A 7196-nucleotide genomic window follows, 5' to 3' on the forward strand; every position below is an offset into this window, starting at 1 on the left:
CTCAGGGGTAGGTTGCCTACGTGTTACTCACCCGTGCGCCACTCTCCACTTCGGGCGAACCCGAAGCTTCTCGTTCGACTTGCATGTATTAAGCCCGCCGCCAGCGTTCGTCCTGAGCCAGGATCAAACTCTCCATTGTAAGAAAGTTATAATCGTGAGCTCGTTTACTCGCTGAAATTAACCTATCAAAATTGACAGGACTCGCTATGCTTCCAATCTAATCAAAGAACTTTCCTGCAACACCAATCAGGCTCATGCCATTTTTTGGGCAGGACAACTAAATTAAGAAAACTAAATTTCAAAATCAAGAAATAGCCCTGCGTTTTGCAGAATTTGTCAAACAACAAGTTATCAAGGTTGTTCCGCTTGTTCTTTTTTTTATTGTGAAGAGCGTGTCAAATTACCAATCACTGCTGTGTTGTATATTGAGCGCACCTTCTTTAAAAAAGAACCCGATCGAAATCAAAAAGCAGAAGAACAAAGAAACTAATTGGCTCCCATTTTGCGGAGCGGTCGTCTGAAACACTATTCACCCTAGCAGGTTTCCAAACACGGAAAAAATTTCCCACACTTATCAACTCTTCATCCAATCCTCAAGAAGGGCAATAGCTATACCATGCAAGCACAACAGAAAACGGGCGCTGCAGTCAAAAACTTTTTCAAGTCGCTCCTGTCTTTAGGCACAAACAAATTTTTTATTTTCGGCCTGCTTGCCCTCATCCTGCTGGTCGGCGCCGGCTATTTACTGGTCGATCGCGTCATCATGCCTTCCTATGCCAGGCACAACGTTTCCATCACCGTTCCCGATGTAAACGAACTCCCCATAGAAGAGGCACAACTTTTACTTGAAAACCTCAACCTCCAGGCCCATGTGGAATCCGGCCGCTATAACCCCAACCTGCCGCGCAACATTGTTGTAGACCAGAACCCAAAAGCCAACATGTTCGTCCAGCCCGGGCGCAGGGTATACCTTACAATTAATACGGGCTCCACACCTGAAGTCACAGTCCCGTCCATCGAAGGCATTTCATTAACCGAAGCGCAGAACCAACTTTTTGCCGCAGGCCTCAGGGCTGAGAAAAGCGATATTCGCCCCGACTCTATTCCTTTTAAAGTAAAAAACCTTGTCACCCGGCAGTATCCAGCCGCGGGCACCGTCATAGAAGAAGGGTCGCGCGTTCGGATCTGGTACAGCACCGGACTTGGCAATAGCTACTCCACCGTGCCCAATGTGGTCGGCATGACTGCCCGCGATGCCAAACGCACACTGCTCTCCCTTAAATTGCGCTCAATTGTATTGGGCGCTGGCGAACATCCGAATCCAATGAGCCTACCCGTAGTCGTGCAAGGCCAGGCTGAAGGCACACGCACACGCCAGGGAACTGAAATTCGACTCTTCGTAAAGCCACCAGTTGATGCTGAAAACTAGGTGATCAAAGAAAAACCAAAACAGCACGAATAAAAATAGAACACTTTTATTCGTCTACATAGACTGAGAACCGCTCCGACACCTCGACCTCAACACGCTCTTTGTGCTTCGTCTTAATAACGCGGCCGACAAAGTTAGGCTGGATGGGGTATTCGCGATGCCCCCTATCTATAAGGACCACCAATTGAATGGACCGCGGCCGACCTCCACGGATAATTGCATCTATCGCTGCACGGGCAGTGCGCCCGGTAAACAAGACGTCATCAACCAGGATCACATCTTTATCAGTAACATCGATGCCGGGCTCAATATTGGCTCCATGGTGCTCCGACCAATCCTGGTCATCTCGAAAAGGCGTCACGTCCAGTGTATGTACCCGGTAATCACATCCTTCCCGATCATTGATATGCTGCAGCAACGCTTCGGCAAGTGCTGCCCCGCCATTGCGTATACCAAACACTACCAGATTCTGCGCCCCGCGATTGGTCTCCATTATCTCGAACGCAAGCCTGACGATCGTTCGCCTGACACGCTCAGCGGATAACATTAAAGATCTGGCCATGGGTAACTGGGGGACTACAAAACTGTGGGCTACGTGGAGAAACTGTTACGTGGGAAAAGGGGGCGCTTACTGAAACATCGCTTTGATGCTACCCCAGGTTCTCCGGATCGCGGTAGACGTATAGTTTACCTGCTCACGCGCAAGTTGCTGCCGCACACCATCGGTATAAATCACTTCAAGCCGATAGTCAACCCGCTCGCTGCTTGATTTAAAAATTTGCTCGTCGGTGAAAAGATACGCTTTGTCCGGACCATGCGGAGCAAGTGCTTCAACTTTCACAAACTGACCGTTGGTAAAACGCGTCATACGCTGAAGTTCATATTCACGAACATCCAGTTCCTCTTCCGTTTGCCACGAAATAACCAGATCTCCTCCTTCTTCACTGACCTTAAAAAAGCTCATACGCACAGTCCCCTGGCCGGAGAACCCGGTCAGTAGAAAGACGACTAGCGCAAGTTGCAAAAACCGCTTCATAGATGGGATAAAAGTTTACTGACGATAAGTTACGTTTAGAATTGTATCAGTGCAATCGATAGCGTGCGATAGTAATTATTTAATATTCAAAAAGTATGCCTAGCTCTCTCGATTCGGGCAGGCTTCTCGTCGGCAATTGCCGTATAAGTTCAAAGAATGGTGTTTTATATCAAACTCGAAAATTTCAGCGACCATTTCCTGCACACTTTGCAAACGGGGGTCGCAGAATTCGAACAGCTCATTGCAGTCCATACATATTAAATGGTCGTGCTGTCTGTAACTGAATGCGCGTTCGTATTTGGACTGGTTTTTCCCAAATTGATGACGCACCAGCAACTCACACTCAAGCAATAATTCAAGCGTGTTATAGACCGTAGCACGGCTTACACTTGCACCCGCCCGTTTCAACCGGATATACAGTTCGTCTGCATCAAAGTGATCATCTGTTGCATACGCCTCTTCAAGCACAGCAAAACGCTCCGGCGTCTGACGCTGGTTTCTTCGTTTTAGAAATGCGCTGAATTTCTCGCGCACTTCAGTCATTTGATCATCGGACAGACGCACCATGCGGGCTCGTATACCTTTAGCTTTTGTGGGTATCCGGTAGTAGGGTGTTAGGAATACACGCTCCCTAGACCCGGGTTCCGCTACCATACCCCTACAGACTTTTGAAATCGGCCCATATTTGCTGATGTAAAACCTCTATAGACTGGTGGCCGTCCAGTACAACAATCCGCGATGGCGCTTCAGCAGCGAGTTTATCATAAGCCGCCTCAACCCGTTCAAAGAATGTCATCCCCCCTTGCTCCATCCGATCCTCTTTCCCATCGCCGGCCCGTGTGCGCCGGCGCGATACAGCAGCAGCAGCAGATATCCGCAAGAGATACGTACGTACCGGAGCAAGTCCAGCCGTTACCCGCATCTGAAAGTCCGCCAGCCAATCGACATCACCAAACTCGCGGCCATATCCCTGGTATGCGATTGTAGAGTCAAAAAACCGATCACATATTACTATCGTACCGGCATCGATGCGTGGGCGAATTTCTTTTGCAACCAACTGCGCACGGGCAGCTGAAAACAACAGCATCTCTGCAAAAGGGTCTACTTCGAATGCATCATCGAGCAACAGGGCCCTGATTTTCTCGGAAAGCACAGATCCACCAGGCTCGCGAAAAACCCGAACCTCCCGCTGCATTTCTTCAAGCCGCGCTGCCAACAATTTGATCTGTGTACTTTTCCCGCTACCATCGATCCCCTCAAAACTTACAAACATATACTGCGCTCCTCTGATAAAACTTGCGCTGGTTTTCCGAAACCACCTGATTCAAAAACGACATCTAAAAGTAAGCCCCAGCATATTCACCGTTCATCGACACTTAACCCCGGGGAGATCGCGTCGATAACTACACTGGATGGGTTCCTGTTTTCGTTGTGATGTTACCCTATTATAACGATGTATTATCCATTCGCCGCAACGCCATAATTGCTAAACCTGGTACTGCTTGCTGCGTAAGACAGCTTCGCACCAGGTGTACTCTTACATAATTCGCTCTGTTCGTGTTGCAAATGCCTTGCGAAGGCATCGGTTACTTCCAGGATCTGTTGCAAAATCATTTTTGTCCGGTTATACTGTAAGTAGCGAACCTTTTTGAATCCATACAATACTACAACTATTGCATGGGTTCAGTTTTGCACCCTTGCGAGCGAATCATCCAATTGCGCCAGATGAGCATGTTCGACTTCGGATTTGACGACCTCGAAGATTCAGCTGATAAATCACGTCTTACCAAGCTCGTTAAATCCTACGAGCGCGATGGCAAGGGAGCCTACTTTGATTCCGATGCCCTGGAGGACATAGCTACGTTCTACTTTGAGCATGGTCGGTTTGAAGACGCTCTTGGTGTAATTGATCGCATCCTGGAATCCCAGCCCTACTCTTCTGATGGCTGGATGCGGCGTGGTATTTTGCTCAACAACCTGGGCCGGCACCACGAAGCCATGAAGGCTTACGAAAAGGCACTCTCCCTCAATCCCACTGACCCAGAAACCATGATCAACCTGGGTATTACCCTGGATGGCCTTGGGCGTGGTGACGAAGCGCTTACCTATTTCAACAACGCACTCGAAATCGACCCCTTAAATGAAGAGGCCCTTTTTCACCGTGGCGTTGCGTTCGAGCGCAGTGAAATGCTCGAAGAAGCAATTGAGTCTTTTGAGATGTGCGTCCAGATGAATCCGGAGCACCCGGAAGTCTGGTATGAACTCGGCTATTGCTACGACCGGCGCGGCGAAGACGCAAAAAGCCTCACGTGCTACGATCAGCATATCGATAATGACCCCTATTCTTACGATGCCTGGTACAACCGGGGTATTGTGTTAAACAGAATGGGTAAGTACAAAGACGCTGTTGACTCTTATGACATGGCGCTTGCCATTCACGAAGGATTTGCCTCTGCGCATTATAACCGGGGCAATGCCCTGGCAAACCTGGGCGACCTGCGCAGCGCTATCGAAAGCTACAACAGCGTTGTCGAACTTGAAGATGGCGACGCGGCCACCTATTACAATATCGCCCTGGCACACGAGGAGCTCGAAGAATACGAGCAGGCAATTAAATACTTCCGCCTCGCCCTTGATCAGGACGAAAAGTACACTGAATCATGGTATGGCCTCGGTTGCTGCTACGACGCGCTTGAGCGATTCATTGAAGCACTGGAGTACTTTAACCGTGCCGTCAAACTTTGCCCGGATTCAGCAGAGCTTTGGTATGCCAAAGCCGACTGCGAATACAACGCCGGCATGCTAGAGGAATCCCTTGAATCCTACCACGCCGTTGTGCTGCTCGATGGCATGAATCGGGAAGCATGGATGGATTACGGCGAAACCCTCTTCGAAAGCAACCGCTTTGAAGATTCTCTTCAGGCTTTTACAAAAGCCCTCGCCCTGGCCCCGAAACACGGCCCGGCTTATTTCCAGCAGGTCAAAGTACTTATTGCCCTCAACCGGCTCGACGACGGCGTTGCTTCATTGAAAAAAGCATTTGAATGCGACCCGGCGAAAAAAGACGAATACTGGCAGCATTGCCCGCAATTGCACCAGAATCAGGCCGTTCGCAAACAACTCGACATCGAGTAATCCCCTGCGCGTTGAAGCCTGCGTTAAACCCTGCTCTGTGGTTCGCATACAATCTTCAACGATATGACTGTGCATAGTACGCTCCCGCACGTTATTCTTATGTCTATTATTTAATACGTGTGGACACGTCCCTTTTATTAGTAGCGCTATCCGAGTTTTTGCAGCAGCCATCCAGGCTCGATTATTCATGAGTGGAACGAATTCAGGCATTTCAGTCAGCACTTTACTGGTTAATTACTTCAAGGGGTTTCTCATGGGCGGCGCCGACATCATCCCTGGTGTCAGCGGTGGAACCATGGCCCTTATTGTGGGCATCTACGAGCGCCTGATTGAGGCCATCTCTCAGGTATTCAACTTTGCCTTTGCCCTCGTCCGTTTCAAATTTGCGGAGGCCGGCAAAATTTTCAAAGAGATAGAATGGTCTTTGATTTTGCCGCTTGGCATCGGCATTGGCTCTGCTATTTTCCTGCTGGCTTCCATCATTAACCACTTCCTCACAACGTATCCGATTGAGTGCCGTGGGTTGTTTTTTGGTCTCATTACTGCGTCAGTTGCCATCCCGTGGCTACGCGCAAAAGACCGCGGCCCTTCCAAAATGGTTATTGCGGTAATTGCCTGTGCAGCCGCGTTTTTAAGCGCCGGCCTGACACCACAGGAAATCCCCAACCCGAGCACCTGGCAGATTTTTGGCGCAGCCGCCATCGCTATCTGCGCCATGATTCTACCCGGCGTAAGCGGGGCCTTCCTCTTGCTGGTAATGGGACTCTACGCACCGACCACAGCTGCCATCAAGGCACTCGACTTTGGCTATATCGCAATTTTTGGCGCCGGCGCCGTTGTTGGAATGGGCGCGTTTTCACGTTTCTTAAAATGGCTGCTCGCCAACCACCACGATGCGACCATGGCTGCGCTTGTGGGCCTGATGATTGGTTCTTTGCGGGCGCTGTGGCCCTGGCAAACTGAAGACCGCGGGTTGCATATGCCAACAGAAAACGAACCCGTGCTGTGGGTTATCGTGCTGGCTATCATCGGATTTGTAGTCGTGTCCGCGCTTGTGTGGTGGGAGCATAGCAGAAAACAACACACACACTAAGGCTGTACGATAATCGGGCGTACAATCTGCGGCGCCTTTTCAATACCAACCACCAGCTGCAAAAAATAGACGCCTGAGGTCTGGTCAGTCATATCCAGTGCCAGCACCTGACGCGATCCGGTACCTGTTCCTTCATGTACCGTATAGACCAGTCGCCCAATGGCATCGAAAAGCAAGATCCTAACGGCTTCTCCAGCAGGCGCATCAAACGTAATGGTTGTTTTCTCTGCAAATGGGTTGGGATAATTGTGTATCGCTGCTTGCGGCAACGGTGAATCGATGACCTCAGTGTTGGCAGGGACCGTTTGATTTTCAAAATACTGCAACCCTCCTGTCAACGAGCCGATAACAAGGTCTAGATCGCTGTCGGCATCGAGGTCGGCCAGTGCCGGCGTAACCCTACGCAAATCAGACAACCCAAATACATCTTCAGCAAGGGTAAACGCCGGCGCATCAGCACTACCTGTATTCGTATACAAAAGGACGCCATCCTGGTCCGTACC

8 protein-coding genes and 1 rRNA gene are annotated in these 7196 nt (G+C 49.9%); 3 read left to right on the forward strand and 6 right to left on the reverse strand.

Going from position 1 to position 7196, the window contains the following annotated elements; genetic code table 11:
- Positions 1–139 (reverse strand): 16S ribosomal RNA (locus AAF564_24750); the annotation flags it as partial.
- A 477-nt stretch (positions 140–616) separates the two neighbouring features.
- On the opposite strand from AAF564_24750, the gene AAF564_24755 reads away from it, so the two are divergent.
- Positions 617–1429 (forward strand): PASTA domain-containing protein, encoded by an 813-nt coding sequence (locus AAF564_24755; GenBank protein MEM8488779.1) that lies wholly within the window; start codon positions 617–619, stop codon positions 1427–1429.
- A 46-nt stretch (positions 1430–1475) separates the two neighbouring features.
- Here AAF564_24755 and pyrR read toward each other — a convergent pair whose 3' ends face one another.
- The 4 genes from pyrR to tmk form a co-directional block, all read right to left on the reverse strand.
- Complete coding sequence (gene pyrR / locus AAF564_24760) at positions 1476–1991, reverse strand: bifunctional pyr operon transcriptional regulator/uracil phosphoribosyltransferase PyrR (GenBank protein ID MEM8488780.1); 516 nt, start codon at positions 1989–1991, stop codon at positions 1476–1478.
- Between the two features lie 66 nt (positions 1992–2057).
- Positions 2058–2465, reverse strand: coding sequence for a hypothetical protein (locus tag AAF564_24765; GenBank protein ID MEM8488781.1), 408 nt, complete (start codon positions 2463–2465; stop codon positions 2058–2060).
- 99 nt (positions 2466–2564) lie between these two features.
- On the reverse strand, positions 2565–3032 hold the full coding sequence (locus AAF564_24770; protein MEM8488782.1) for a transcriptional repressor: 468 nt from the start codon (positions 3030–3032) through the stop codon (positions 2565–2567).
- A 91-nt stretch (positions 3033–3123) separates the two neighbouring features.
- Positions 3124–3738: a dTMP kinase gene (gene tmk / locus AAF564_24775; protein MEM8488783.1), complete on the reverse strand. Its 615-nt coding sequence runs from the start codon at positions 3736–3738 to the stop codon at positions 3124–3126.
- Between the two features lie 404 nt (positions 3739–4142).
- On the opposite strand from tmk, the gene AAF564_24780 reads away from it, so the two are divergent.
- Together AAF564_24780 and AAF564_24785 are read left to right on the forward strand one after the other, a co-directional pair.
- A complete protein-coding gene (locus AAF564_24780; protein MEM8488784.1) occupies positions 4143–5600 on the forward strand; it encodes a tetratricopeptide repeat protein in 1458 nt (485 codons plus the stop codon).
- 187 nt (positions 5601–5787) lie between these two features.
- A complete protein-coding gene (locus AAF564_24785; GenBank protein MEM8488785.1) occupies positions 5788–6693 on the forward strand; it encodes a DUF368 domain-containing protein in 906 nt (301 codons plus the stop codon).
- On the opposite strand, the gene AAF564_24790 is transcribed toward AAF564_24785, so the two are convergent.
- Positions 6690–7196 (reverse strand): T9SS type A sorting domain-containing protein (locus tag AAF564_24790; protein MEM8488786.1); only part of this gene is annotated, 507 nt, incomplete at its 5' end. The two genes, AAF564_24785 and AAF564_24790, sit on opposite strands and share 4 nt — an antisense overlap.

This window comes from Bacteroidota bacterium, assembly GCA_039111535.1.
GTDB lineage: Bacteria > Bacteroidota > Rhodothermia > Rhodothermales > JAHQVL01 > JBCCIM01.

Excerpts from the sequence above, each read along its gene's own strand:
- AAF564_24770 (MEM8488782.1), bottom strand. The coding sequence starts at position 3,032 with ATGGTGCGTCTGTCCGATGATCAAATGACTGAAGTGCGCGAGAAATTC.
- AAF564_24785 (MEM8488785.1), top strand. The coding sequence starts at position 5,788 with ATGAGTGGAACGAATTCAGGCATTTCAGTCAGCACTTTACTGGTTAAT.
- AAF564_24780 (MEM8488784.1), top strand. The coding sequence starts at position 4,143 with ATGGGTTCAGTTTTGCACCCTTGCGAGCGAATCATCCAATTGCGCCAG.
- AAF564_24755 (MEM8488779.1), top strand. The coding sequence starts at position 617 with ATGCAAGCACAACAGAAAACGGGCGCTGCAGTCAAAAACTTTTTCAAG.
- pyrR (MEM8488780.1), bottom strand. The coding sequence starts at position 1,991 with ATGGCCAGATCTTTAATGTTATCCGCTGAGCGTGTCAGGCGAACGATC.
- AAF564_24765 (MEM8488781.1), bottom strand. The coding sequence starts at position 2,465 with ATGAAGCGGTTTTTGCAACTTGCGCTAGTCGTCTTTCTACTGACCGGG.
- tmk (MEM8488783.1), bottom strand. The coding sequence starts at position 3,738 with ATGTTTGTAAGTTTTGAGGGGATCGATGGTAGCGGGAAAAGTACACAG.